The organism is Kosakonia sp. YIM B13588, from assembly GCF_042788165.1.
In the GTDB taxonomy this organism is placed as follows: domain Bacteria; phylum Pseudomonadota; class Gammaproteobacteria; order Enterobacterales; family Enterobacteriaceae; genus Kosakonia; species Kosakonia sacchari.
The window spans coordinates 864,491-888,696 of sequence record NZ_JBHZPO010000001.1 but is presented as its reverse complement, the minus strand read 5'-3'; the positions used below and the strand labels follow the sequence as shown (position 1 = coordinate 888,696).

The window sequence follows — 24,206 nt, the reverse complement described above, 5'->3', positions numbered from 1 at the left end:
CACTTCAGGCCTGCCACTGCGCAGGCCTGTTCAATTTAGCCCATCAGGAGAGTGCGATGTCCGATAACCGTGTCTGGAGCTACTCTGCAACCCTTATGGGTTCTCCCATTCTGCTGAAACTCTTTGCCGATAACGAAGCGCTTGCCTCCCGTGTTTTTGGGCTTATCAAACGTTACGAAGATCTTTTGACGGTCAACCGCGCCCATTCGCAGGTAATGGACATCAATCACGCGGCGGGACAGCATCCGGTGGCGGTCAGCCGTCCGGTGTTTGAACTGATTAAATGCGCCAAAGCTGCCAGCATGGTGCAGGATAGCGCCTTTAATCTGGCGATTGGCCCGCTGGTGAAGCTGTGGCGTATCGGTTTTAAAGGCGACCGTGTACCGCCAGCCGACGAGATAGCCGCGCGGTTGCGCATCACTCATCCGCAGGATGTGGTGCTGAATGATACCGACAGCAGCGTGTTTCTCACCCAGCCGGGGATGGAGATCGATCTTGGCGCAATCGCCAAAGGCTTTATCGCCGATCGGGTGCGCGATTACCTGCATCAGCAGGGTGTGCGCGACGGGCTGATTAACCTTGGGGGGAATGTTCAAACTCTGGGCACACCGCAAGGTAGCTGGTCAATTGGGCTGAAAAAACCTTTCTCGTCCAGCGATGCGCTGGTGGGCTCGATTGGTGTGGTGAACCAATCGGTGGTGACATCCGGCACGTACGAGCGCTATTTCGAACAGGATGGCAAACGCTGGCACCATATCCTTGATCCGCGCAGTGGTTACCCGCTGGATAACGAACTCGACAGCGTGACCATCATTTCCCGCGATTCGCTCGACGGCGATATCTGGACCACGCTTATCTTCGGTCTCGGTGTGGAAAAAGGCTGTGCGTTACTGAAACAGCGCGAGGATATTGAAGCGATTTTCGTCACCAAAAACCGCGACATTATCCTCTCTTCACAGCGTCAGTTTCGCTTTACGCCGTGCGACGACAGCTACCGGATCACTGACTGTACTGCTTAAGCAAGCTGTATTGATCGGCAATCAACTGGTAGCGATATACCGGTCGACCGGTCGCGCCGTAGTGAATGGTGGTGTAGAGAATATTGATTTGGGCAAGCCAAATCAGATATTTACGGCACGACACGCGCGAAATATTCACCGCATTCGCCAGCTCATCGGTGGAAAACTCAATGCCCGGATGGGCGTCAATCCACTGGCAAATAGTGCGCAATGTCTGCGCGGTTAACCCTTTTGGCAGACGACGTGTGTCTGCGGCTTCCGGTGCGCCACCGTGTAACAGGCGGTCGACATCAGACTGCTCATAATAAGGATGTGCACTCATCAGCTTGCGTTTTTCGCGCCACGAGGTCAGGGCCTCTTCAAAGCGCGGGAACTGGAAAGGCTTGATCAGATAATCCACCACCCCATAGTGCAGCGAGGTCTGAATGGTTGCCGCATCGGCGGAGGAGGTGATCATAATGACATCAATCGCCCGACCGCTGGCACGAATGGTCGGCAGCAGATCCAGCCCGCTGTCCTGCTGCATATAGACATCCAGCAGCACCAGATCGATATCCCGCTGCGGATCGTTAATCATCTCCTCGGCCTGGCGCAGCGTCGACGCCGTGCCGCAGCACTGAAAGCCGGCGATCTGCGCCACATACATGCGGTTCAGCTCGGCGACCATGGCATCATCGTCAACAATTAATACATTTATCACGCGTTCTTCCTTTCACTATCCCAGGGGAGATGGACAAAAAATTGGGTAAAGACACCGGGTTCAGACTCGACGGTGATCGTGCCGCCAAGTTCGGTGAGCTGCTGGCTGGCAAGAAACAGCCCAACGCCCCGGTTATCACCTTTCGTTGAGAATCCTTTACGGAAAATGGCATCGATATTGTCCGGAGCAATGCCCGGACCATCGTCGCTCACTTCACCCGTCAGCCAGCCATCCTGATAATGCAGCAGGATACCCACTTCGCCTTCCGGCTGACTACTCATGGCATCAAGCGCGTTTTCGATGAGATTCCCCAGCACCGTCACCAGCACGGTCACTTGCTTCTCATTGGGGTTATCCGGCACCAGGCTCTCATCCGCCAGCGTCAGCGTAAAACCGCGCTCTTTCGCCCGGTTGATTTTGCCTAACAGAAAACCCGCCACCACCGGCGATTTAATCCGGTGCTGAATCGCGCCAATGTCGGTCTGATAATTCTGCGCGGTTTGCAGCACATACTCTTCAAGCTTGTCATAACTTTTCATGTTTAACAGGCCGAGAATAACATGCAGCTTGTTCATAAATTCGTGCGACGTGGTGCGCAACGCATCAACGTAATTCACCATCCCGTCCAGTCGCTGGAGCAGCTGGCTCACTTCGGTTTTATCGCGGAATGTGCTGATCGCACCAATCACCACGCCCTGGCTGCGTACCGGCACGGTGTTGCTGAGCAGCAGCAGACCGTTGCAACCGAGCTCGCGGTCATGGGTTGGCTCGCCGGTTTCCAGTACTTCCAGCAGGTCGGCGAGCAGAGGCCCGTGCCCGGCGGCACCGTCCGGCGCGTTGGTCAGCAGCATCTGCCGCGCGGCATGGTTAAGCAGCGTTACGCGCCCATCAGCATCGACGGCAATTACCCCTTCTTTGAGCGACTGTAACATCGCCTGGCGCTGCTTGAATTGCGCTGAAATCTCGTGCGGCTCAAGGCCAAGCAAAATGCGTTTCAGCACCCGTACCAGTTGCCAGGTGCCGAGCGAGCCGACCAGCGCGCTAAACAGCAGCGTCCACATCACCGCCCAGCGGCTGCGGCTGACTTGCTGATCGACTTTGCTCAGCGAGATCCCGACCACGACCACGCCAATTTGCTGATTGGCGTGGTCGTATACCGGCGTAAAAACGCGTAATGCGGGTGCCAGCACGCCGCGATTCACCGCGACATTCTCTTTGCCTTTCAGCGCCGGGTTAAGATCCTCGCCAATAAAGTGTTGCCCGATGATCCCGGCGTTCGGGTGCGAATAACGGATGCCGTGCATATTGGTGACAATGGCATACAGCAGATCGTTACGGGCAGCGACCGCTTCCGTCAGCGGCTGGATCACGTTGCTGTCGGGCGGCAACAATAATCCACGCTTGATTTCAGGCGAATCAGCCAGCGTGCGCGCAACGGCCAGCGCCGTCTCTTTTACACCATCACGCGTGGCATTGCTGATTTGCCAGAACCACAGGGCAAAGGCCAGCAGCAGCACTGAACCGATAACGCTGCATATCATTAGCGTCACGGTGGTGCTGAGCTTCATAGGGCGTTTGCGTGGTTTTATCCGCTGCGCTAACTCTTTCATGCCAAACCCAATTATTCACATCGAGATAGTTATTATCACCGAAGGCGTAAAAATCTTAAAGCGGCGTGAGACGCACAAAATGCGCGGTGTAGCCGTGAAGCGTGACCCCATTCGCAGGTAAGGCAGATAAATAACCTTATAGTGAGTGTGGAACCATTCAGAAGGAGCAGGGTATGAGCAGTAAGCCAAACGGTTCACTAGTGGAACGTCGCAACCGCCGCACGACCGACATCGACCGGCTCGCTACGCTGGATATGCTGACGCTGATCAATGAGGAAGATAAACAGGTCACCGACGCGGTAAGCGCCTGTTTGCCGGAGATCGCCCGGCTGGTGGATAACGCCAGCGCGACGCTGAACCGCGCCGGCAGGGTGGTGATTATCGGCGCCGGTGCGTCCGGGCAGGCGGCGATACAAACCGCACAAGGTTTTGCCCCGGATACGCGTCACGGCGTTATCGGCGTGGTGGCCGGTGGTATCAATGCTAACGCGCAAGCGCGTGACTCGGCGGCGGCAAATTATGAACGCGGTGTCGCCGATTTACAGGCCATCAACTTTAGCCATGACGACATGCTGGTGGCGCTGTCGGTCAGTGGCAAAACGCCGTGGACATGGGGCGCGCTGCGCCATGCCTGGTCGCTCGGCGCACGCATCGCGCTGGTTTGCCGGGGTCACGATAGCGAAGCCGCCCAATTAGCGGATATCGTGCTGGCACCGGACAGCGGCGCAGAGGTGGTGAGTGGCTTTAGCGAACCGAAAGCGCGTCTTGCCCAGCAGCAGATCCTCAGCATGCTGGCAACCGGTCTTGCTATCCGTACCGGGCGTGTTTATAGCAACCTGCGGGTGGATGTGCAGGCGACTAATGTGCACTGGGCAGAGCGGCAAATCACGCTGGTGATGGCGGCTACGCAGTGTTCGCGCGAGCAAGCGAAAAGCGCGCTGGAAAGCTGCGATCATCACTGTCGCACGGCGATACTCATGGTGCTGACCGGCCTGGATGCCTGGCGCGCGCGCGATCTGTTAACGGAGAATAACGATCATTTGCGAATCGCCTTACAGGAGGCGAAAACGCATCTTGCTAATGTCTGAATAACAAAAAAGCCCGCAGGCACTCATCTTGCGGGCTTTTTTATTTTTCGTTTAATTTCCCTCGAGTTGTTTGATATTTCTCTGCTTTAAAATAAATCCCGACGATATTAATTCCACACAAAATATGCCACTGCTTTTTTTAATTTAAAAAAGCGGCGAAATAATATTTATCGATATGAGCTGATTTGTGAATGATATTTTAAATTAACGTAAAAGTGCGTTAATATCTGTTTTCACAAATCACACCTGCTATGTAACCTTATAATTATGCCTGCAATGAAAAAGACAATTATCTCGCTCAGCGCCGTCGCGTTACTCGTCAGTTCAGTGACCAGCGCGTACGCAGAAGAGACGCAAAAAACGGACTTCCTGCTGATTGGCGGCGGCATCATGAGCGCCTCTCTGGGCACCTGGCTGCAGGAGTTGCAGCCGGAGTGGAAACAAGTGATGGTGGAAAAACTCGATGGCGTGGCGCTCGAGTCTTCTAACGGCTGGAATAATGCCGGCACCGGTCACTCGGCAAATATGGAACTTAACTACACGCCGCAGCGTGCGGATGGTTCTATTGATGTCAGCAAAGCGCTGGAAATTAATGAGCAGTTTATGATTTCCCGCCAGTTCTGGTCGGCACAGGTTAAGCGCGATATTTTGAATAACCCGCACGCTTTTATTAATTCCACGCCGCACATGAGTTTCGTCTGGGGCGATAATGTTGATTATCTGGCAAAACGTTATGCTGCGTTGCAGCAAACGACTTTATTCCAGGGCATGAAATTCTCCACAGACCATCAGCAAATTAAACAGTGGGCACCGCTGGTGATGGAAGGGCGCGACCCGAACCAGAAAGTCGCCGCCACCTGGACGCCGGTCGGCACCGATGTTAACTACGGTGAAATTACCCGTCAGCTGGTTGGCAGCCTGAAAAAAAGCAGCAACTTCTCGCTGCAAACTTCTTCCGAAGTGACCGATTTCAAACGCAATGCCGATAACTCCTGGCATGTCACCATCAAAGACGTGAACAGCGGCAACGAGCACACCATTGATGCGAAATATGTCTTTATCGGTGCCGGTGGCGGGGCGCTGAAGCTGCTGCAAAAAACCGGCATCCCGGAAGCAGACAACTACGCAGGCTTCCCGGTTGGCGGTTCCTTCCTGATGACGGAAAACCCGGCGATCACCAGCCAGCACCAGCAAAAAGTCTACGGTCAGGCGTCCGTTGGCGCGCCGCCGATGTCGGTGCCGCATATCGATGCCCGCTTTATTGATGGCAAACGTGTGGTGCTGTTTGGGCCGTTCGCGACCTTCTCCACCAAGTTCCTGAAAAACGGCTCCTTCTTCGACCTGCTGAGCACCACCACCACCAGCAATTTTATGCCGATGACCCATGTAGGGCTCGACAACTTCGACCTGGTGAAATACCTGATTGGTCAGGTCATGCTGAGCGATGAAGACCGCTTTGAAGCGCTGAAAGAGTACTATCCGCAGGCGCGTAAAGAGGACTGGAAACTGATCCAGGCCGGTCAGCGTGTACAGATCATCAAGAAAGATGAAGACAAAGGTGGCGTGCTGAAGCTGGGTACCGAAGTGGTGGTCGATCAGCAGAAAACCATCTCTGCGCTGCTTGGCGCATCGCCGGGCGCATCGACGGCTGCGCCAATCACCCTGAATGTGCTGAAGAAGATGTTCCCGGAGCAGTTCAACTCGCCGCAGTGGCAGAGCAAAATCCGCGACATCGTTCCGAGCTACGGTCAGGAGATGAACGGTAATGTGGCGCTGACCCAGAAAGTGTGGGATGACACGGCCGCCACACTGCAACTGACTAAACCGCCGGTGATTCAGATGAACGATCAGAGCAACGCGCCTGCCGACAAACCGGCAGAAGCGAAAAGCGAAGCCTCCCCGCAGCACGATATGGCGCTGTAAAGAGAAAAGGGCGCACCGCGGTGCGCCCTGATTTTTTCCGGTGCTTACTGCGCTTTTTTCAGTTCGATACGTTTGATCGGACCAACAATCACCACAAAGCTGAAAATGGCAACCAGCGCGTGCAGCGCGACAAACACCAGCGCCCACTCAAAATGACCGGTCGCTTTGACGATATAACCAATCACCACCGGTGAAATAATGCCGGCAACGTTGCCGCACAGATTAAAGAAGCCTCCGGCGACGCCCGCCATCTCTTTCGGCGCGGTATCGGACATCACCGCCCAGCCCAGCGCGCCAATCCCTTTACCCAGAAAGGCCAGTGACATAAAGAAAACCACCAGGTAAATCGAATCAACGTAGTTGCAGAACACCATCACCATCGACAGCAACATACCAAGCACGATCGGGGTTTTACGGGCAACCGACAGCGACTGACTAATGCGCAAAATGCGATCGGAAATCACGCCGCCGAGTAACCCGCCGACAAATCCGCAAAGTGCCGGAATAGCGGCAATAAAACCGACAGTTTTAATATCCAGCCCTTTTTCCATTGCCAGATACAGCGGAAACCAGGTAATGAAAAAGAAGGTTAAAACGTTGATGCAATACTGCCCGAGATAAACACCAAGCAGCATACGGTTGGTGATTAACTGCTTAAAGGCGGCAAAATCAAATGCCGGGCCCGTGCGCACTTTACGCTGATCCATATCCACCAGCGCGCCACCGTTGCGAATATACTCAATTTCTTCGCTGTTAACGTGCGGATGATTTAACGGGTTATGTACAATTCTTGCCGCAACAAAGGTAATAATTACCCCCAGCGTACCCATAAAAATAAATATGGATTGCCAGCCATAATTAAGCGTTAACCAACCCATTATTGGCGCAAAAAAAGCCGTGGCAAAATATTGCGCTGAATTAAAAATCGCGGCGGCGGTCGCCCGTTCTTTCGACGGAAACCAGGCGGCGACAAAACGGCTATTGCCTGGCATCACCGGTGCTTCAAACAGACCCACCAGAAACAATAAAATGGTAAAGCAAATAATCGCGCCGAAGCCGTGGAAGATCTCCACGCAAGCTTGCAGCAGCGTAAACACCGACCACATGCACAAACCGCACAGATAGACTTTTTTCGACCCGAAACGATCAAGTAACCAGCCGCCGGGAATTTGCGCCAGGCAGTAAGCCCAGGCAAAAGCAGAGAACACCCAACCCATTTGTCCCGGATTGATGCCGAGCGCAGCAGACATGTCTTTACCGGCAATCGCCAGCGTAGAACGATCGCCGACGCTCACCGCCGTAATTACAAAGAGGATAATAACGATATACCAGCGGACATTCGTTTTTTTCGCCTGTGCGACGCCCTCAAGATTATTCACCTGACTCATGCGAAACCACCTTAAATTTGCCATAACTTCGAAACGTTAATAATCAATACATTCCGGGCCGGTGCTTTCGGAGTGAATGGATTATTAACATGAGCGCAGTGGATTTATTTAGGTTAAGTATCTTTATGCGGATGCATTAATTTCCCTGATCATTATTCACTTTGCCAAAGATAGGATTATCCCCATCCGCAGACAATGTGCATTTGCATAACAAAACGTACTTATTTTTCCGCGCATTAGGCTTTAGCTGATTTTGTTTGAAGCTGATCACAAAATTTGAACGCGCAAAAAGAGTATCTCTGCGGAAACGATTTTTATTTTGTCCGGGAGAGGCGTAACGAGGCGTGAACGTGACGGGTCAGGCAACCCGTCACGGATATCGATTAAAGGTAGGTAGTAAACCAGGCTATTTCAGCATGGCTGACGCGCGCAAAATGTTCGCCAGCGTAAACATCATAGTGGCGCGCATCGCTCTCTTCGTATAACGCTTTTTTCTCGGCTGCGACGGCGGCGAACAGCGCCCGGCCATATTCCGGCGGGTTGACGTTGTCCTGCCCGGCGACGACCACCAGCGAAGGGCAGGTGACCTCGCGCGCAAAATGCGCCGGTTTGTAATTCAGCGTTTCCCGCACGGTAAGGAACGGAATTTTGATATCCATTTCCGGGAACCGGGCGCGGTTTTCCTCAAAAAAGGCTTTCGACTCGCTGTCGCTGACCACGCGAGTAATGGCGACAAACATCTCTTTCCCGGTGGCGCGCTGTTTTTCCGCCATTTTATCCAGCGTGGCGATAAACGCGCTTTTCTCATCCGCGTTCATCTTGCCGGTAACCATCTCTTCTCCATCGGCAAACGCCAGCTGGCTGACGAGACATTTAATGCCGCGATCCTGCGCCGCGGCGGCAAAAACATGACAGCCGCCGAATGAGGTGCCCCAAAGTCCGACTCTGTCAGGATCAAGCCCCGGTTGCTGGCGCGCCCAGTCAACGACCGAGCGAATATCGGCAATTTGCAACGCCGGAACCAGCCGACCGCGTTCGCCGTCGCTGTCGCCAAAGCCACGATAATCGAAGGTGATCGTCGCAAAGCCTGCCTGGTTAAACACCCCGACAAATTCAGGTAGCAGAATTTTTTGAATGCCGCAGAAGCCGTGACACAGGATGATCACCGGCTGGTCTTTATCAGTGGCCTGCATATGCAGCGTTACGGCGATACCGTTGGCGAGTTTATGGGTCGAAATATCCATCTTATGTATATATCCCTTTTGTATTATTTGTATTTAAAATCAAACGGTTAAAAACAACGTGTTATCTTACTCGCTGGTTTGTCGTTTCTCCAGCCGCCGATAAAGTGTGCTGCGCGAGATACCCAGTTTTTTTGCGGCCAGGCTCATATTGCCCTGCGCTTCGTCAATCGCGCTCTGCTCATCCTTCGGCGTGACCGCAGCCACGGGCTGACGCGGAGCGGCTATCTCGGCCGGTAAATCTGCAAGCGTAATGCAATCACCGTCTTCCGCCAGCGCTATCAATACCCGCAACTGGCTGAGTAACTGGCGCACATTGCCCGGCCACGGCCGACCTGCCAGCGTGGCGACCACCTCGGCGCTAAGGGTGAGGCCACGGCTGGCCGCGCCCAGCTCCTGCCACAGTTTTTGGATAAACCCATCAATATTCTGCCATTCGCGCAACGGGGGAATGCGCAGATGAAACTCCTGAATGCGGTACAGCAGATCTTCGCGGAATGTTCCGGCCTGCACCCGTGTGGCGAGATCCTGATGAGTGGCACAAATCAGCGTGAAATTGACGTCATACACACTGTTTGCGCCAAGCGGCGTCACTTTTTTCTCCTGCAACACGCGCAGCAGGCGGGTTTGCAGCGCCAGTGGCATATCGCCGATTTCATCAAGGAAGAGCACCCCGCCGTGGGCTTCCCGGCACTTACCGATATAGCCTTTCGGGCTTGCGCCGGTAAACGCGCCGGGGACATAGCCAAACAGTTCGGACTCAATCAAATGCTCCGGGAGCGCCGCACAGTTAATGGCGACGAAATTTCCCGTACGCCACTGGCTGCGGGCATATAACTTGCGTGCCAGATACTCTTTTCCGCTGCCGGTTTCACCGGTCACGCACAAGGCAATTCCGGCATTCACAATGCGCAGCGCTTTCTCTTTTTCCTTCGTCAGTTGATCCTGCGCAAATGCCGCGCCGCGCCCGATATAGCGCCGTGCAGGCAGCGTCTGACGTGCGTAGTAGCGCCGTGTATTGCTGGCGTCGAGGGTGGTTTCGCCCACCTGTAAACCGGCCTGCGGGAAAAGGGTCTGCAAAGAGAGTTCACCAAAATGCTGCGTGGTCAGCGAAAATTCATCCATCGCCAGCTTGTTTGCGCCGAGCAGGGTTTGATCGGCGAAAATCAGCAACAGCTCCTGCGCACTGCCGAGCACAGACGGGTCATGATGCAGACTCAGCAGCCAGCGATCGGCACCGAGCGCGCTGGTGGCCCATTCATGCTCTATTTGGCACACCGCGCGACGGATCAGCGCAGCGGCATCGCGGCGCGGTGCCTGGGCGGGAGTCGAGAGATCTAACACGCCAGCAATTTGCCCATCCGGTCGGAAGACGGGGGACGCCGAGCAAAACAAGCCTGCGTTGCGGCTGAGGTAATGTTCGCCGCCAGAGACTTCACAGTGGCGCTGCAAGGCCAGCGCCGTGCCTATCGCGTTGGTGCCGCGTGCGTGCTCGCCCCACAGATTGCCGGGTGCCAGCGCATAACGCTGCGCTTTTTGCAGAAAGTCGCGGTTGCCGTGGGTCTCCAGCACCAGGCCGGTCGCGTCGGACAGCACCATTATCGACGGATGACTGGCCAGCTCCGGGCGCAGCCGCGCCAGTAGCGGGGCGGCCAGATGGTTGACCCAACCGTTTTCCGCGCGGGCATCTTTCAGCATGGATGTCGCCACCCAGGGCTGGGCGTCATCATCGCGGGTCAACCCGTAGCTGAGACTACGCTGCCAGGAGTTTTCAAGCAGGCAGGGCAACCCGGCAGGAGCGAGGGACAAGGCGCGTGGCGGCATGTGACTCTCCGTTGAATGAGATGTTACAGTTGTGTAGCATAACAGTGTCCCGTATGTAGCGACGTGCGACACACTTCCCACACCCAGCACCGTGCTTTTTTGTGTCATTTCATTCCAGCAAGCGCGTGATTCTCAGTTATTCCATTGTTTTATCAGCATAAAAAAACTGCAACGGCTCGTTTTCTACGACCTGGCATAAGAACTGCTTATGTCCCTGTGTCCGCCACGATGCGTGACGCCTCACCTGTACCGATAATAAAAGAGGAACATCTTATGAAATATGTCCACCCTGGCCTTGCTGGCGCGAAAGTCTCTTTTAAACAGCGTTATGGCAATTATATTGGCGGTGAATTTGTTGACCCGGTGGAAGGGCGTTGGTTTACCAACACCTCGCCGGTCACCGGACAGGTGATTGCCGAATTCCCGCGCTCAGACGCGGCGGATATTGAGAAGGCTCTGGACGCAGCGCATGCTGCCGCCGACGCCTGGGGAAAAACCAGCGTGCAGGATCGCGCCAATGTGCTGCTGGCCATTGCCGACCGCATTGAAGCCAACCTGGAAGTGCTGGCATTAACAGAAACCTGGGATAACGGAAAACCGATCCGCGAAACCATGGGCGCGGACTTACCGCTGGCCGTGGATCACTTCCGTTATTTCGCCGGCTGTATCCGCGCGCAGGAAGGGACGGCGGCAGAAATCGACAGTAATACGGTCGCCTACCACATTTACGAACCGCTGGGCGTGGTCGGGCAGATCATCCCGTGGAACTTCCCGTTGCTGATGGCGGCGTGGAAACTGGCGCCGGCGCTGGCGGCGGGGAACTGCGTGGTACTGAAACCGGCTGAACAGACGCCGCTTGGCATCTGCGTGTTGATGGAACTGATTGGCGATTTGCTGCCAAAAGGCGTGCTGAATGTGGTGCACGGCTTCGGCACTGAAGCCGGTGAACCGCTGGCGCGCAGCAAACGCATCGAAAAAATCGCTTTTACCGGCTCCACGCCGATTGGCCGCCACATCCTTTCGTGCGCAGCGGAAAACATCATTCCCAGCACCGTCGAGCTCGGCGGGAAATCACCGAATATCTACTTCGAGGATGTGATGAACGGTGATGAAGGCTTTATTGATAAAGCGGTGGAAGGCGTTGTGCTCGGGTTCTTCAACCAGGGCGAAGTTTGTACCTGCCCGTCGCGCGTGCTGGTGCAGGAGTCAATCTACCCGCAGTTTGTCGAGAAAGTCATCGCCCGCATGGAAAACATCCGCAAAGGCGACCCGTTTGACACCGACACCATGATCGGTGCGCAGGCGTCACAAGAACAGTACGACAAGATCCTCTCTTACATCTCGATTGCCCGCGACGAAGGCGGCGAAATCATTACCGGAGGCGCCCATGTTGAACACGGCGACGGGCTGCAAAACGGTTTCTATATCCAACCGACGTTGATTAAAGGCCATAACGGTATGCGCTGCTTCCAGGAAGAGATTTTTGGGCCGGTGCTGGGCATCACTACGTTTAAAGATGAAGCCGAAGCGCTGCGCATCGCCAACGACACCGAGTTTGGCCTCGGCGCCGGGGTGTGGACGCTGGATATCAACCGCGCATGGCGCATGGGGCGCGCCATTAAAGCGGGTCGCGTATGGACAAACTGTTACCACCTCTACCCTGCACATGCAGCGTTTGGCGGTTACAAAAACTCGGGCGTCGGGCGTGAAACCCACAAACTGGCACTGAGTCACTACCAGCAGATCAAAAACCTGCTGGTGAGTTACAGCGGTTCGCCGCTGGGGCTGTATTAATTATCTACATCAGGATGAGGCGATAATATGCAATTGAAAACCATGAAAGCCGCAGTGGTGAAAGCCTTTGGTCAGCCGCTGGTAATTGAAGAGGTAATGGTGCCGGCTGTTGAACCGGGCAAAATCCTCGTCAAAATTGAAGCGACCGGCGTGTGTCACACGGATTTACACGCCGCCGATGGCGACTGGCCGATTAAACCGAACCCGCCGTTTATACCCGGCCACGAAGGTGTCGGCCATGTGGTGGCGGTCGGGCCGGGCGTGAAGCATGTGAAAGAGGGCGATCGTGTCGGTGTGCCGTGGCTCTACTCGACGTGTGGTCACTGTGAACACTGCCTTGGCGGCTGGGAAACCCTGTGCCATTCCCAGCAAAACTCCGGCTATTCGGTGAACGGTACGTTTGCCGAATATTGCCTGGCCGATGCCAGCTATGTCGGGATTTTGCCGGATAACGTCGATTTTCACAGTATCGCGCCGATCCTCTGCGCCGGGGTGACGGTCTATAAAGGGCTGAAAATGACCGAAGCGCGCGCCGGAGAGTGGGTAGTGGTGTCGGGTATCGGCGGTCTGGGACACCTGGCGATCCAGTATGCGGTGGCGATGGGCATGAACGTGGCGGCGGTCGATATTGATGATGACAAACTGGCGTTTGCCCGCCGTCTCGGTGCCTCGGTGGTGGTCAATGCGCGCCAGGAAGATCCGGGAACGCGTTTCCATAGCGAATTTGGCGGTGCGCACGGCGTGCTGGTAACCGCGGTATCGCCAAAAGCCTTTGAGCAGGCAACCACCATGATGCGCCGTGGCGGCACCATGGTGCTCAACGGCTTGCCTCCGGGGAAATTCGACCTGTCGATTTTTGACATGGTGCTCGACGGCACCACGGTGCGCGGTTCGATTGTCGGCACGCGTAAAGATCTGCAGGAAGCGCTGGATTTCGCCGGGCGCAACAAAGTCCATGCGGAAGTCGCCGTGGAGCCGCTGGAGAATATCAACAGTATCTTTGAGCGGATGCGCGCCGGGAAAATCACCGGCAGGATCGTCGTTGATATGTCGAAGTAACCCAGTAAAACGGGGCAGTGATGCCCCGTTTTGTATTTCAGTGCAGAGAATCCGCAAAATCTGCCAGCTGCTGGTTAAAACGGGCTGGCTCTTCAAGGAACGGGGCGTGCCCCGAATGGTCAAACCACACCGTGCTAACATGGGGATTCACGCTTCTGGCCCGCGCCAGTGACGCTTGTGGATCCACCAGTTGGTCATGCCTGCCGTAAATAAAGCGTACCGGGATTGTCGCTTTTCCCAACCCCTGCTCAAGCGCAACTTTCATCGACGGCACGGCGCGTTGCATCTCCCAGGAGGCCATCGCCGCATTGGCCTGCAGGCGCGCGAAGGTTACCTCGTCAGGCTGCTGATAAAAGCAGAGCCGCAGAAACTCGCGCTCGCCATCCAGGTGGGTGGCTAAATCCGCCGAGGTCATCGCCTGATAGACTTGCGGGTGTGCCGGGATCTGCTCGGGCGTTAACTCCACCACCGCATCGACATACAGCGCGCCAGACAGGGATTTGTCACCAAACTGTGCCAGGTAGTGACTGATCACCGCACCGCCGAGCGACCAGCCGACCAGCAGCGGTTTTTTTGCATCGCTTGCGTCAATCACGGCGGCGACATCCTCCGCCCAGCGGCTTCCCTCGCGGTAGGCCTCTGCCTGCGTCGGTTTTGCCGACAGACCATGGCCGCGCATATCAAAACTGATTAACCGAAAACGTTGCAAAGCCGGGTCCTGACGCTGTTTTTCCCAGTTCAGGTGGCTGCCTAATAAGCCGTGAATAAAAATAATCGGTTTACCTTGCGGCGAGCCGGACTCTTGTACCGCCAGTTCCACACCGTCCGCCGAGGTAACGGTGTACTGCTTGTCGCTGGCAAACAGCGAGGCGGAAAAGCTGAATAACAAAATAGCGAGATAACGGCCAGGGGATAACAGCATAAAATGTTCCTCCAGATGAATGTACGCGGCTATCCTCAACCCTGACACTGGTGTCAGAGTCAACAAGCCATTTACCGGGAGGAAGAAGATGTTATCAATTGGCGAGCTCGCCCGACAAACGGGTATCAGCGTGCGATCAATCCGCCATTACGATCGCCACGGTCTGCTGTGCAGCACGCGTGCCTGCAACGGTTATCGCTACTTTCCACCGCAGGCGCTCGGGCAGGTGAGGCAAATCCAGCAGTTAATCGCCACGGGTTTTAGCATTGCTGAAATTGCTGCTTTTCCTGCCTGTATGCGCAATGAAGAGGGGGCGACGATGTGCCCGCAAACGCGTGCGTTGCAGCGTAAACGGCTGGCGACGATTGAGGCGCAAATCGCCACCCTTGAACGCCGCCGCGCGCAACTGGTTGCCGCTTTGAGCGATATCGAATAAAAAACGACGCCCTGAGGCGTCGTCATAGTGTGAAGGGCTGAAATGTCGTCTGTTACAAACCGCGTTTGGCGATCAGGCTCGCCAGCTCAACCAGACGATTAGAGAAGCCCCATTCGTTATCATACCAGGCGAGGATTTTTACCAGATTGCCGCCAATCACCAGCGTTGATAATCCATCAATGATTGACGAGCGCGGGTCGCCCTGGTAATCGCTGGAAACCAGCGGTTCGTCGCTATAGCCCAGAATACCTTTCAACGGACCCGCTTCTGCCGCTTCGCGGAACGCGGCATTCACCTCTTCAACCGTCACATCACGCTTCAGCGTGACCGTCAGGTCGACAATCGACACCACCGGAACCGGCACGCGCAGTGAGTAACCTGTCAGTCGGCCGTCGAGTTCCGGGATCACTTTGCCGAGCGCTTTTGCCGCACCGCTGGAGTAAGGCACAATCGACAGCGCCGCAGCACGCGCGCCGCGCAGATCTTTCTCCGGCTGGTCGTGCAGCGCCTGGCTGTTGGTATAGGCGTGGGTGGTGTTCATCAGGCCATGTTCGATACCAAAACGTTGGTGCAACACCTGCGCGGCAGGTGCCAGACCGTTGGTGGTGCAACTGCCGTTGCTGACCACAAAATGGCGTTTGGGATCGTACTGGCTATCGTTTACGCCCAGCACAATGGTTAAATCATCATTTTTACCGGGCGCGGAGATAATCACCCGTTTCGCGCCGCCGCGGCTGATATGCACTTCGGCTTTGTCGCGTTCGGTGAAGAAACCGGTGGCTTCAATCACCACTTCGACGCCAACATCGCGCCATGGAATGTTGCCCGGATCGCGTTCGCTGAACACACGCACCGCGTTGCCATCGACGAACAACTGGCCTTCACCTGCTTCTACCGGAACGGGCAGGGTGCCGAGCAGAGAATCATGTTTCAGCAGATGCGCGAGGGTTTTGCTGTCTGTCAGATCGTTAATCGCCACGATCTGAATCTCCGGGTTGCCCAGCGCCGCGCGTAACACGTTGCGTCCAATTCTGCCAAAACCATTAATGCCGACCTTAACCATAATTGAATCCTTCCTGTGCGGTAACTAACTGCAGTTACTGTAGGCCGGTCATGGTTTGGCGTAAACGACAAAAAAGGATCACTTTACGCCAATTTGCGGCAGTGGAAGCGCTGGCGGTAATCGCCCGGTGTGAGGTGTAACTGGCGTTCGAAAATGCGCCGTAGATTGATGCTGCTGCCAAAACCGGTGGCGGCGGCAATCTGCTCCAGCGTTTCACTGGTTTGCTCCAGCCGGCTGCGTGCGGCGGCGAGCCGCGCTTCGGACACATAGCGCGCGGGGGAAACGCCGGTTTCACGGGTAAAGACGCGGGTGAAGTTGCGTGGGCTCATCGCAACCTGCTCCGCCAGCCGCTCAACGGATAAATCCTCAGCCAGGTTGGCAAGGATCCAGTTTTGCAGTTCGCTGATTGGCCCGACGCCGCTGGCCTGTTGTAATTGATAGCGGCTGAACTGCAACTGCCCGCCGGGACGGCGCAGGTACATCACCATGTTCTGCGCGATATCCAGCGCCAGCGAGAAGCCGTAATCATCTTCAACCAGCGCCAGCGTGAGATCGAAGCCGGAACTGACGCCGCCGGAGGTCCAGACTGGCCCGTCCTGAATATAGAGCGGGCCGCCTTCAACGGTGACAGCGGGGTACTCTTTCTGCATGGTTTCCAGTAACCGCCAGTGGGTGGTTGCGCGCCGCCCATTGAGCAACCCACTTTGCGCCAGCAGCATCGCGCCGCCGCAAATAGAAACGACCCGGCGTGCGTGCGGCGCGGCAAGGCGCAGCCAGTCCACCACGGCGGTACCCTCTTCGGCATCAGTACCGCGCCCGGTTATCATGATGGTGTCCCACGGCTGGCGCGGATCGATTTCCGGCAGACGATGATCCGCCAGCAGGTTCAGTCCGGACTGGCCGTGGATCACCTGATGTGGCTGGGTGGTGGCAACAGCAACGCGATAGCGCGGCTGGGCGGTATCATCCGGGTGCAGCTGGTTGGCCTGCATCAGAATGTCGGCTATCCCGGCGGCTTCGAACAGCATGCCACCATCAGGGACAATAATGAGGAATGTTTTCATGTCCTGAAACGTACGCTAATTACATTTTAAGTCAAGCAGGTGCGGAAAAGCGCGGTTGAAAGGCAATAAAAAACCCGGAGATTCCACTCCGGGCAAATCTAACAAGACACAAAGGGGGAGGGAATAACGCGGTCGGTGGGCGTTACTCGCTGGCCTGTTTACGGTTAGCCATCGTCGTGACCAGATATTCCTGCACGGGGTCGAGAGAAAGATCGGGTTGTGGCAGTTCAGCCTCGTCATGGTTGCTGGCGGGTTGCCCGGCAACAAAGGGTTTTTGCTCCCGGGCGCGTTCGAACTCACTCAACACCTGCCAGCCGAGATCGTCACTGGCACGGCTGTTCATTAACACATTCCTTACGCGTTTCAGCTTTGGCAGCATCGTCGTCTCTCCATTAACAATAAACGCAGGTTATTTTTTCGCCTCAACGCCGGGCGCGCTGGAGCGTTCAAGGAATTGAGTAGTCACTTCCGGAACGTGCTGGAGCATCCACTCCGCCATTTCAATCTCTTGCGCCACAATTTTTTGCAGCACCTGCACGCCGTTGACGTCACCCAATTCTTCAGCCGTTCTAATCAATGAGGTGTAGCAAGCAATTTCAAATTGCTCAAAGACATAGCCACCTATCGCGCCTTTAACCACCTCGTCGGAATTAAAGACACCGCCGACGGCCTGACCCATCGCCGCCATTTTACCCATGGTATCTTTAAGGACCGATCGCGATATTCCGCATTGATCAATAAGCCCTTCAAGTAACACTATTTGTTCACGGGTTTCGGCTAAATGACTTTCTATTTTGCTTTTCAACACAGGATAATTGTCGATGCGTTTAGCCATTGCCTCCAGCATCGACTCCGCCTGTTTTTCCATCCCATGTGCGTCACGTAGCCAGTCGTGATAATTCTCTTCGCGTGTCATACGTTTACCTCAGGTGGAATTAACTCAATGACGTTTATTCTACTTCCGCTTTGGAATTAATTTTGCTGGTCGCAATTTTAGTCAGCAGATTGTCGGTGGTTTTTTCCTCTTCCAGCGTTTGCGCCAGAAGTGTTTTCGCTTTTTTATAGCCTAATTGATCGGCAAGGGTGCAAAGCGTACCGTAAGAGGCAATTTCATAATGTTCAACTTTTTGCGCAGCGGCAATTAAAGCGGCGTCACGAATGGTACCTTTTTCGGTGCTTTCAATAACTTCGTCTGCTTCTTCTACCAGACCTTCCATTGCATGGCACTTCATGCGTTTTAACTTGAGGCCGCTTTCGGCTTCAAGCAGCTGATCGATGCGCTCTATCTGGCCTTGCGTCTCTTCCATGTGTTGTTTGAACGCTTGCACCAGCTCGGTGGTAGAGGCTTCGCGAGCCAGTTTGGCTAACGCGCGGGCAAGCTGTTTTTCTGCGCTGTAAATGTCCGACAAGCCATGGATAAATAAATCGTTTAGCGTATTAATCTGCATAATTAAAGACCTTTAATTCCAGGGTTAAAAATAGCGAGCCGTTGCCGGCTCGCCAGTAAGGTAATAAATATATTGATGCGGTAAAAATTAAATCAGAAATTACTCCCCTGATTTACGGCCGCCGCTGTGGCTATTCTGGCCGCCTTTTTTACCTGCTTCGGAAGCGCGCTGTGGATCATTTTTGAAATTACCACCGCTGTGTTGACCGCCTTTGCGGCCCGCTTCGGACGCTTTATCACGATCTTCGGCGAAATTACCTGAGCCGCCACGATGTTCAGCCATAATATTTCTCCTGTTTCGTTGTTAAATATATGAACATGAATATTCGAAACCATGTTCACTGCGTTCAGGGATTAAAGTTAGTCGCTGTAGTGAAATAGTCAAACGTGAAAATTCCTATGCAAAAAATACTCCTTTAGGTGTAGCTGCTGGTTATTTAAACAAAGCGGCATTAAGGATGTATCTTTAAAATAAGTCACTTAGCAAAAAGTAGATAGAAAACGAATATTACCTTGCGTTATTACCTACCTTTTTTCATCTCATTATTGGCATGAAAATGGCATTTATTGACATAAATTTACATTTGGCTTTGGGTAATCATCATTGTTGCTTATGGTTTTAAGAGAAGTCTTAAACAAGGATGCAGAATGTATCTTGCCGTTTGGCTCGCAACCAACACGGCAACTACTTTTAAACTTCAATAACCGATACGTCACCCTGAACAGGAACGACTTTTTGCACGTTCACTGAACTGTCGAACCGGGAGTGCGCGTACAGTGTTTTTTGGTGAGGAAGCAAGATGAGCCTGCAAAAATGTACCGTCCTGTATGACGGTAGGGCGCTGGTTGGCCCGCAAAATGTCCCGCTGATCGATTTTCTGGAAACCTGCAATATCACACTGCCCCATGTTTGCTACCACCCGGCGCTCGATCCGTTACAGACCTGCGATGTGTGCTGGGTCGAACAGGAGGGGAAACTGGTGCGCGGCTGTACGCTGCGAAGCCATGAAGGGTTGGTGATTAACTCGCTGGATACACAGGCGCGCGCGGCGCGCGAAGAGGGGATGGATCGTCTGCTGGCGAAACATGAACTTTATTGTACCGTGTGCGAACACAACACCGGCGACTGTACATTGCATAACACCATGGTTGATATGCATATTCCCATCCAGCGCTACCCGTATACGCGCAAGCCTTATGTTAAAGATCACTCCAACCCGTTTTATACCTACGATCCGGATCAATGCATTTTGTGCGGGCGCTGCGTGGACGCCTGTCAGAACGTGGAAGTCAACGAAACGCTGAGCATTGATTACACCATGGAGCACCCGCGCGTGCTGTGGGACGGGGGAAATCAGATTGCCGGTTCGAGCTGCGTTAGCTGCGGGCATTGCGTGACGGTCTGCCCGTGCAATGCGCTGCTGGAAAAAAGCATGCAGCCGGATGCCGGGCCTTTCACCTCGATGCGCCAGTCGCTCAAACGCCCGCTGATTGATGTGATTAAAGTGCTGGAAAATTCCACCGGCGCCGAAATTATCTCCGGTATTTCGGTGATAGATACCGCGTTACGCCAGCAGGAGATCAAACGCACCAAAACCGTCTGCACCTATTGCGGTGTGGGATGCAGCTTTGAAATGTGGACCCGCGACCGCCAGCTTCTGAAAGTGCAGCCAGTGGTTGATGCGCCGGTGAATGGCATATCCACCTGTGTTAAAGGCAAATTCGCGTGGGATTTCATTAACAGCCCGCAGCGCCTGACCACGCCGCTGATTCGCGAAAACGATTGTTTCCGCCCGGCAAGCTGGGAGGAAGCGTTAACCCTTGTTGCCAGCCGCTTATTACAGACCCGTGATCAGTACGGCCCGGACAGTATTGGTTTTATTGGTTCCAGCAAAGGCAGCAACGAGGAAGCGTATCTGACGCAGAAAATTGCCCGCGCGATTATTGGCACCAACAGCGTGGATAACTCATCGCGCTATTGCCAGAACCCGGCCACGGAAGGGCTGTTTCGCACGGTGGGCTATGGCGGCGATGCCGGGACGATTGACGATCTGCAACAGGCCGAACTGGTGATTATCGTCGGCAGCAACACGGCGGAAAACCATCCGGTGATCGCTTCACGCCTGAAAGCGGCAAAAAAACATTATGGGCAAAAATGGCTGGTGGTCGATCCAAGACGGCATGAAATGGCGGAGCGCGCCGACCTGCATTTACGCATTCATCCCGGCAGCGATCTGGTTTGGGCATCGGCGATGGCGCGTTATATGTTTGACCACGGTTATGAAGATGCAGGCTTTCTTGCTGAACGCGTCAACCAGGTTGAAGCTTATCGCCAGTCGCTAACCCCGTTTACGCTGGATTACGCCGCGCAAATCACCGGTATTCAGGAAGAGACACTGCGCGAAGCGGCTGAGTTGATCGGCAAGGCGGGCAGTGTCTGCATTATGTGGGCGATGGGCATTACGCAGCACAGCCACGGCGCGGACACCAGCACCGCGTTATCCAACCTGCTACTGGTTACCGGCAACTATGGCCGACCCGGAACTGGTGGCTATCCGATGCGCGGGCATAACAATGTGCAGGGTGCCAGCGATTTTGGCTGCCTGAAAAACTTCTACCCCGGTTATGAATCGGTCAGCGATCCGCAGATCCGCGAAAAATGGGCCAAAGCCTGGGGCGTACCGGCTGAGCGCCTGTCGCTCAAGGTCGGCCAGGATAACTTTATGATGGTCGAACTGGCGCGCAAGGAGGTGATCCGCGCCATGTACGTCATTGGCGAAGAAACGGCCTTTTCCGATGCGGATGCGGAAAATGTCCATCAGGGCTTTACCAACCTCGATTTTCTGGTGGTGCAGGATCTGTTTCTTAGCCGCACGGCGCAGTTTGCCGATGTGGTGTTGCCTGGTTGCCCGAGCGTGGAAAAAGAGGGCTCGTTTGTGAACACCGAGCGGCGAATTCAGCGTTTCTACCCGGTTATGGAGCCGCTTGGCGACAGCCGCCAGGACTGGTGGATCCTTACGCAACTGGCAGCCCGCATGGGCCATGACTGGGGCTATCAACATCCGCAGGAGATCATGGCAGAAGTGGCGGGTATTGCCGAAAGTTTTGCTGGTGTCAGCTATTCACGTCTTGAGGGCTGGAAATCGCAAATCTGGCCGGTCAATGCCGATGGCAGCAGCACGCCACTGCTCTATACCGAACGCTTTAAATCCCCGGATGGGCGCGCCACGCTTTATCCGTTGAGCTGGCAACCACCTGCCGAAGAGGCGGATGCCGAATATGATTTGTTGCTCAACAATGGCCGGATGCTGGAGCATTTCCAGTCCACCAACCAGAGCGGGCAGGGCGGGCGCACAACCAGCCTTTCGCCGGACTGGTTTGTGGAAATCAGCCCGCAACTTGCGGGCGCGCGCAGCCTGCAGGAGGGCGACTGGGTAAAACTTATCTCCCGGCGCGGTGAGGTAGAGGTGCCGGTGGTGGTGACCGATCGCGTTCAGGGGAAGGTGCTGTTTATCTCTATTCATCAGGGTAAAGATGGCATTAACAAACTCACAGGCGAACACCACGATCCGTCGGTCAATACACCCGCCTATAAAGAGCTGGCGGTGCGCCTGGAGACGCTGGATCGCCCGCCGTTGCCCGACCCGCTACCGAAGCACAATTTCCGCCACGGTAAACGCACCCCGATTGACAAGGTGCCAGTGGAAGAGAAATGGCGGCGCGCCGATTACCTCGAACCGCCAGCAACTGAACCCCACCCGGAGAAATTCTGATGGCAAAAGCGATTGATTATCAGCCGGAACCGGCAAAAATTGGCCCCGATGCCCATGAAGAACTGGCGCGGCTGCTGGAGTCGCTGCATCAGCATGGTGTGCTGCGCCTGGCGAATGATTTGGTGGGTGCCAATCAGGACATCGCAAACGTGCTGGTTAAAGGTTTACAGCGCGAAGGCACGCTCAATGCGATGCAGAATATCTCGGTGCTGCTGCTCGCGCTCTCCAGCATTCCGCCGGAGAAAATGTACAAACTGGCCTTTGGTCTGCGCGACATGGCCGATGCGCTAAGTCAGCCTGCCGGGGCGGGCGAGCATAATGCGCCTGGTCTGCAGGGCGCGTGGAAGATGCTACAGGACGAGGATTTGTGGCATGCCCTGCAACCTCTGCTCAGTGGGATGAAAGCCTTCGCGCGGCGCATGGAGGAACCGGTTGATAAGCCGATCTCCGCGTGGACCGGTAAACCCAGCGACGCATAATGAACGGGGAAACCGCACTGTTGCTGGCGCGCGGCCAGTTTGCTTTTACCATCGGCTTTCACATTGTGCTGGCGGCCTTTTCCATTGGCCTGGCGCATTTTTTGATGTTCCTTGAGGCGATGTGGCTCTGGCGCAAGCAGACGCTCTGGCTGTCGCTGTGGCGCTACTGGAGCAAAATTTTTGCGCTTAACGTGGCGGTGGGCGTGGTCACCGGCGTGGTGATGGAGTTCGCTTTCGGGACGAACTGGAGCGGGCTGGCCAGCCGCGCGGGGGCAGTGCTCGGCCCGATGATGTACATGGAAGTGCTGGTCGCTTTCTTTCTTGAAGCGGGGTTTATGGGCGTGGTGCTTTTCGGCATGGGCAAAGTCCGGCCGTGGGTGCATTTTATGGCGACCTGCATTGTGGCGCTGGGTTCGCTGTTCAGCGCGTTCTGGATCCTTGCGGCCAACTCATGGATGCAGACGCCAGATGGATTCGCCGTGGCGGCCGATGGGCGCTTTGTGCCGGTCGACTGGTGGGCGGCGATCATTAATCCGTCATTTCCCTGGCGCATGGCGCATATGGTGGTGGCGGCAATGTTAGGCACGGCGTGCCTGGTGGCGGCGTGCGGGGCGTGGCATCTGCTGCGCGAGGCGCGACATCCGGCGGCGCGTCAGATGTTCTCGTTAGGCCTGTGGATGCTGGTGGTGATGGCACCGGTACAGATCGTGCTTGGCGATCTGCATGGCGAAAACACGCGTGACCATCAGCCAATAAAACTGGCAGCGATGGAAGGTGCGTGGGATCCGCCGCCGCCGGGCGAAGGCGAGCCGCTGCGATTATTTGCGCTGCCGGACATGCAACAGCGCCGCAACTTATATGAAGTCGCCATTCCCAATATCGGTTCGCTCTACTTGCGCCACAATCTTGAAGGGCGCATTCATACGCTCAATCAGTACCCACCGGAAACGTTGCCGTGGGTGCCGGTGGTGTTCTGGTCGTTTCGCGTAATGGTCGGGCTTGGCATCGCTATGGCGGCCGCAGGCATTGCCGGGCTGGTGGTGCGCCTGCGGGGGCGTTTGTGGCACGCTCGCTGGTTACAACGCGTGATGGTGCTGCTGGCTCCCGCCGGATTTATCGCCATGCTGGCGGGCTGGCTGGTGACGGAAGCGGGGCGTCAGCCCTGGACAATCTACGGGTTGCTGCGCACCTCGCACAGCGTGGCGCCGGTTTCACCGGCACTGGTGCTGGGCTCGTTGCTGGTGACGGTAGTGGTTTATATCGCGCTCTTTGCGCTGGGGCTGTGGTTTTTGCTTAAGCTGATGTCGCGCTTACCTGCCAGGCATGAAAAGAGTGCCATGCCCGAGGTCGCCGAACGCACCGGGAAGGGGACGTGA

General features: G+C 55.3%; 21 protein-coding genes. 9 read left to right on the top strand and 12 right to left on the bottom strand.

All coding sequences use genetic code 11. From position 1 onward, the window contains the following. Positions 1-56: 56 nt before the first annotated feature. The gene (locus ACFX4U_RS04140) at positions 57-1,019 is read left to right on the top strand and encodes an FAD:protein FMN transferase (protein WP_313510226.1); all 963 of its coding nucleotides are present in this window, start codon (positions 57-59) and stop codon (positions 1,017-1,019) included. Here ACFX4U_RS04140 and dcuR read toward each other — a convergent pair. Together dcuR and ACFX4U_RS04130 are read right to left on the bottom strand one after the other, a co-directional pair. Further along, on the bottom strand, positions 1,000-1,719 hold the full coding sequence (gene dcuR / locus ACFX4U_RS04135; RefSeq protein ID WP_065368317.1) for a two-component system response regulator DcuR: 720 nt from the start codon (positions 1,717-1,719) through the stop codon (positions 1,000-1,002). The two genes, ACFX4U_RS04140 and dcuR, sit on opposite strands and share 20 nt — an antisense overlap. After that, a complete protein-coding gene (locus tag ACFX4U_RS04130; RefSeq protein WP_313510220.1) occupies positions 1,716-3,329 on the bottom strand; it encodes a sensor histidine kinase in 1,614 nt (537 codons plus the stop codon). Before ACFX4U_RS04130 ends, dcuR begins: the two co-directional genes overlap by 4 nt. 173 nt (positions 3,330-3,502) lie before the next feature. Between ACFX4U_RS04130 and ACFX4U_RS04125 the strand changes: the two genes are divergently transcribed. Together ACFX4U_RS04125 and mqo are read left to right on the top strand one after the other, a co-directional pair. Continuing rightward, positions 3,503-4,417: an N-acetylmuramic acid 6-phosphate etherase gene (locus tag ACFX4U_RS04125; protein WP_313510218.1), complete on the top strand. Its 915-nt coding sequence runs from the start codon at positions 3,503-3,505 to the stop codon at positions 4,415-4,417. Between the two features lie 267 nt (positions 4,418-4,684). After that, on the top strand, positions 4,685-6,340 hold the full coding sequence (gene mqo, locus ACFX4U_RS04120; protein WP_349350560.1) for a malate dehydrogenase (quinone): 1,656 nt from the start codon (positions 4,685-4,687) through the stop codon (positions 6,338-6,340). Positions 6,341-6,384: 44 nt separating this feature from the next. Here the strand turns inward: mqo and ACFX4U_RS04115 are convergent, their stop codons facing one another. The 3 genes from ACFX4U_RS04115 to ACFX4U_RS04105 form a co-directional block, all read right to left on the bottom strand. Beyond that, positions 6,385-7,728: an MFS transporter gene (locus ACFX4U_RS04115; protein WP_313507445.1), complete on the bottom strand. Its 1,344-nt coding sequence runs from the start codon at positions 7,726-7,728 to the stop codon at positions 6,385-6,387. Positions 7,729-8,111: 383 nt separating this feature from the next. Next, a complete protein-coding gene (locus ACFX4U_RS04110; RefSeq protein WP_313507447.1) occupies positions 8,112-8,972 on the bottom strand; it encodes an alpha/beta hydrolase in 861 nt (286 codons plus the stop codon). A 66-nt stretch (positions 8,973-9,038) separates the two neighbouring features. Beyond that, positions 9,039-10,793 carry a sigma-54-dependent Fis family transcriptional regulator gene (locus ACFX4U_RS04105; protein ID WP_313507448.1) on the bottom strand — a complete coding sequence of 585 codons (1,755 nt, stop codon included), beginning with the start codon at positions 10,791-10,793 and terminating at the stop codon, positions 9,039-9,041. 273 nt (positions 10,794-11,066) lie between these two features. Here ACFX4U_RS04105 and ACFX4U_RS04100 point away from each other — a divergent pair, with 273 nt between their 5' ends. Next, entirely contained in the window at positions 11,067-12,587 is a 1,521-nt protein-coding gene (locus ACFX4U_RS04100; RefSeq protein ID WP_131409784.1) for an aldehyde dehydrogenase family protein, read from the top strand. Between the two features lie 27 nt (positions 12,588-12,614). After that, a complete protein-coding gene (gene adhP, locus ACFX4U_RS04095; RefSeq protein ID WP_305735818.1) occupies positions 12,615-13,646 on the top strand; it encodes an alcohol dehydrogenase AdhP in 1,032 nt (343 codons plus the stop codon). Positions 13,647-13,683: 37 nt separating this feature from the next. On the opposite strand, the gene ACFX4U_RS04090 is transcribed toward adhP, so the two are convergent. Further along, positions 13,684-14,568: an alpha/beta fold hydrolase gene (locus ACFX4U_RS04090; RefSeq protein ID WP_305735819.1), complete on the bottom strand. Its 885-nt coding sequence runs from the start codon at positions 14,566-14,568 to the stop codon at positions 13,684-13,686. Between the two features lie 88 nt (positions 14,569-14,656). On the opposite strand from ACFX4U_RS04090, the gene ACFX4U_RS04085 reads away from it, so the two are divergent. Continuing rightward, positions 14,657-15,004, top strand: a complete 348-nt coding sequence (locus tag ACFX4U_RS04085) for a MerR family transcriptional regulator (RefSeq protein WP_313507450.1) — start codon at positions 14,657-14,659, stop codon at positions 15,002-15,004. A gap of 52 nt (positions 15,005-15,056) precedes the next feature. On the opposite strand, the gene gap is transcribed toward ACFX4U_RS04085, so the two are convergent. The 6 genes from gap to ACFX4U_RS04055 form a co-directional block, all read right to left on the bottom strand. Continuing rightward, positions 15,057-16,067: a type I glyceraldehyde-3-phosphate dehydrogenase gene (gene gap / locus ACFX4U_RS04080; protein WP_305735821.1), complete on the bottom strand. Its 1,011-nt coding sequence runs from the start codon at positions 16,065-16,067 to the stop codon at positions 15,057-15,059. Between the two features lie 83 nt (positions 16,068-16,150). Further along, on the bottom strand, positions 16,151-17,131 hold the full coding sequence (locus tag ACFX4U_RS04075) for a helix-turn-helix domain-containing protein (RefSeq protein ID WP_313507453.1): 981 nt from the start codon (positions 17,129-17,131) through the stop codon (positions 16,151-16,153). A 142-nt stretch (positions 17,132-17,273) separates the two neighbouring features. Beyond that, positions 17,274-17,474: a hypothetical protein gene (locus ACFX4U_RS04070; protein WP_313507454.1), complete on the bottom strand. Its 201-nt coding sequence runs from the start codon at positions 17,472-17,474 to the stop codon at positions 17,274-17,276. A 66-nt stretch (positions 17,475-17,540) separates the two neighbouring features. Next, positions 17,541-18,047 (bottom strand): ferritin-like domain-containing protein, encoded by a 507-nt coding sequence (locus tag ACFX4U_RS04065; RefSeq protein ID WP_305735824.1) that lies wholly within the window; start codon positions 18,045-18,047, stop codon positions 17,541-17,543. A 34-nt stretch (positions 18,048-18,081) separates the two neighbouring features. Next, positions 18,082-18,579 carry a ferritin-like domain-containing protein gene (locus ACFX4U_RS04060; RefSeq protein WP_017457067.1) on the bottom strand — a complete coding sequence of 166 codons (498 nt, stop codon included), beginning with the start codon at positions 18,577-18,579 and terminating at the stop codon, positions 18,082-18,084. Positions 18,580-18,678: 99 nt separating this feature from the next. Continuing rightward, positions 18,679-18,861, bottom strand: coding sequence for a general stress protein (locus ACFX4U_RS04055; protein WP_131409086.1), 183 nt, complete (start codon positions 18,859-18,861; stop codon positions 18,679-18,681). A 517-nt stretch (positions 18,862-19,378) separates the two neighbouring features. Here ACFX4U_RS04055 and fdhF point away from each other — a divergent pair. Genes fdhF through ACFX4U_RS04040 form a run of 3 tightly spaced genes read left to right on the top strand, consistent with a single transcriptional unit; the run spans position 19,379 to position 24,206 of the window. Next, the gene (gene fdhF / locus ACFX4U_RS04050) at positions 19,379-22,351 is read left to right on the top strand and encodes a formate dehydrogenase subunit alpha (protein WP_349350561.1); all 2,973 of its coding nucleotides are present in this window, start codon (positions 19,379-19,381) and stop codon (positions 22,349-22,351) included. Next, entirely contained in the window at positions 22,351-22,830 is a 480-nt protein-coding gene (locus ACFX4U_RS04045) for a DUF1641 domain-containing protein (RefSeq protein ID WP_313507459.1), read from the top strand. Before fdhF ends, ACFX4U_RS04045 begins: the two co-directional genes overlap by 1 nt. Beyond that, a complete protein-coding gene (locus ACFX4U_RS04040; protein ID WP_313507460.1) occupies positions 22,830-24,206 on the top strand; it encodes a cytochrome ubiquinol oxidase subunit I in 1,377 nt (458 codons plus the stop codon). The genes ACFX4U_RS04045 and ACFX4U_RS04040 overlap by 1 nt, the downstream gene beginning before the upstream one ends.

Coding starts and splice junctions, on each gene's coding strand:
- ACFX4U_RS04085 (WP_313507450.1), top strand. CDS start 14,657: ATGTTATCAATTGGCGAGCTCGCCCGACAAACGGGTATCAGCGTGCGA.
- ACFX4U_RS04075 (WP_313507453.1), bottom strand. CDS start 17,131: ATGAAAACATTCCTCATTATTGTCCCTGATGGTGGCATGCTGTTCGAA.
- mqo (WP_349350560.1), top strand. CDS start 4,685: ATGCCTGCAATGAAAAAGACAATTATCTCGCTCAGCGCCGTCGCGTTA.
- ACFX4U_RS04070 (WP_313507454.1), bottom strand. CDS start 17,474: ATGAACAGCCGTGCCAGTGACGATCTCGGCTGGCAGGTGTTGAGTGAG.
- fdhF (WP_349350561.1), top strand. CDS start 19,379: ATGAGCCTGCAAAAATGTACCGTCCTGTATGACGGTAGGGCGCTGGTT.
- ACFX4U_RS04125 (WP_313510218.1), top strand. CDS start 3,503: ATGAGCAGTAAGCCAAACGGTTCACTAGTGGAACGTCGCAACCGCCGC.
- ACFX4U_RS04065 (WP_305735824.1), bottom strand. CDS start 18,047: ATGACACGCGAAGAGAATTATCACGACTGGCTACGTGACGCACATGGG.
- ACFX4U_RS04045 (WP_313507459.1), top strand. CDS start 22,351: ATGGCAAAAGCGATTGATTATCAGCCGGAACCGGCAAAAATTGGCCCC.
- ACFX4U_RS04110 (WP_313507447.1), bottom strand. CDS start 8,972: ATGGATATTTCGACCCATAAACTCGCCAACGGTATCGCCGTAACGCTG.
- ACFX4U_RS04100 (WP_131409784.1), top strand. CDS start 11,067: ATGAAATATGTCCACCCTGGCCTTGCTGGCGCGAAAGTCTCTTTTAAA.
- ACFX4U_RS04040 (WP_313507460.1), top strand. CDS start 22,830: ATGAACGGGGAAACCGCACTGTTGCTGGCGCGCGGCCAGTTTGCTTTT.
- ACFX4U_RS04055 (WP_131409086.1), bottom strand. CDS start 18,861: ATGGCTGAACATCGTGGCGGCTCAGGTAATTTCGCCGAAGATCGTGAT.
- ACFX4U_RS04105 (WP_313507448.1), bottom strand. CDS start 10,793: ATGCCGCCACGCGCCTTGTCCCTCGCTCCTGCCGGGTTGCCCTGCCTG.
- ACFX4U_RS04060 (WP_017457067.1), bottom strand. CDS start 18,579: ATGCAGATTAATACGCTAAACGATTTATTTATCCATGGCTTGTCGGAC.
- ACFX4U_RS04090 (WP_305735819.1), bottom strand. CDS start 14,568: ATGCTGTTATCCCCTGGCCGTTATCTCGCTATTTTGTTATTCAGCTTT.
- gap (WP_305735821.1), bottom strand. CDS start 16,067: ATGGTTAAGGTCGGCATTAATGGTTTTGGCAGAATTGGACGCAACGTG.
- ACFX4U_RS04115 (WP_313507445.1), bottom strand. CDS start 7,728: ATGAGTCAGGTGAATAATCTTGAGGGCGTCGCACAGGCGAAAAAAACG.
- ACFX4U_RS04130 (WP_313510220.1), bottom strand. CDS start 3,329: ATGAAAGAGTTAGCGCAGCGGATAAAACCACGCAAACGCCCTATGAAG.
- ACFX4U_RS04140 (WP_313510226.1), top strand. CDS start 57: ATGTCCGATAACCGTGTCTGGAGCTACTCTGCAACCCTTATGGGTTCT.
- adhP (WP_305735818.1), top strand. CDS start 12,615: ATGCAATTGAAAACCATGAAAGCCGCAGTGGTGAAAGCCTTTGGTCAG.